Here is a 1424-nt window from a genome sequence, read left to right as displayed (position 1 = left end):
GAATAGTTATTTATCCTTAACAAGGAAGTGATGCTTAATAAGATAAGCAAACGAGCTATTAGTACTGGTCAGCTAAATGACTTACATCAATTACACACCCAGCCTATCAAACTTATAGTCTATAAGAGCTCTTAAAAGAAGATTAATCTTGGAGTTGGCTTCGAGCTTAGATGCTTTCAGCTCTTATCACATCCCAACTTAGCTACTAAGCGGTGCCCTTGGCAGGACAACTTATACACCAGTGGTTGGTTCAACCCGGTCCTCTCGTACTAGGGTCAACTCTCCTCAATCTTCTTACGCCCACGGCAGATAGGGACCGAACTGTCTCACGACGTTCTGAACCCAGCTCGCGTACCGCTTTAAATGGCGAACAGCCATACCCTTGGGACCTGCTCCAGCCCCAGGATGCGATGAGCCGACATCGAGGTGCCAAACCTCCCCGTCGATGTGAGCTCTTGGGGGAGATCAGCCTGTTATCCCCGGGGTACCTTTTATCCTTTGAGCGATGGCCCTTCCACACAGAACCACCGGATCACTAAGACCGACTTTCGTCTCTGCTCCACTTGTCGGTGTCGCAGTTAAGCTGGTTTTTGCCTTTATACTCTACAAACGATTTCCAACCGTTTTGAACCAACCTTTGTAAGCCTCCGTTATTATTTGGGAGGCGACCGCCCCAGTCAAACTACCCACCAGACATTGTCCTACCTAAGGATAACTTAGGCTAGTTAGCTACCCGAATAAAGAAGAGTGGTATCTCAAGGATGACTCCTTATAGACTAGCATCTATAGATCATAATCTCCCACCTATCCTGCACATCTTTATCCAAGTAGCAGTGTCAAGCTATAGTAAAGGTCCACGGGGTCTTTCCGTCTTGCCGCGGGTAGGAGGAATTTTCACCTCCACTACAATTTCACTGGATCCCTCTTTGAGACAGCTCCCATCTCGTTACGCCATTCATGCAGGTCGGTATTTAACCGACAAGGAATTTCGCTACCTTAGGACCGTTATAGTTACGGCCGCCGTTTACTCGGGCTTCGATCAAGAGCTTTGCTAATGCTAACTCCATCAATTAACCTTCGAGCACCGGGCAGGCGTCACACCCTATACATCCACTTACGTGTTAGCAGAGTGCTGTGTTTTTGGTAAACAGTCGGGAGGGACTCTTTGTTGTAACCTCTAGGGCTTGCACCCTGGTAGGCACACCTTATACCGAAGATACGGTGCTATTTTGCAGAGTTCCTTAAAGAGAGTTCTTCCACGCGCCTTAGAATACTCATCCCACCCACCTGTGTCGGTTTACGGTACGGGCAATTATTACTAAACTTAGAAACTTTTCTTGGCTCTATAGTATCATGGATTCTTACGCTACTCCGAAGAGCTTTGTAAGCCTTTAAGCTTTCGGATAAAGAGTTACGGATTTGCC

At 47.1% G+C, this 1424-nt stretch carries 1 rRNA gene; it reads right to left on the bottom strand.

The features are described from left to right. Nucleotides 1–38: 38 nt before the first annotated feature. Nucleotides 39–1424 (bottom strand): 23S ribosomal RNA (locus O6B72_RS09275); the annotation flags it as partial.

Origin of the sequence: Campylobacter ureolyticus, assembly GCF_027277485.1 — a bacterium.
In the GTDB taxonomy this organism is placed as follows: Bacteria; Campylobacterota; Campylobacteria; order Campylobacterales; family Campylobacteraceae; genus Campylobacter_B; species Campylobacter_B ureolyticus_B.
This window is presented reverse-complemented; position numbering and strand designations above follow the sequence as displayed.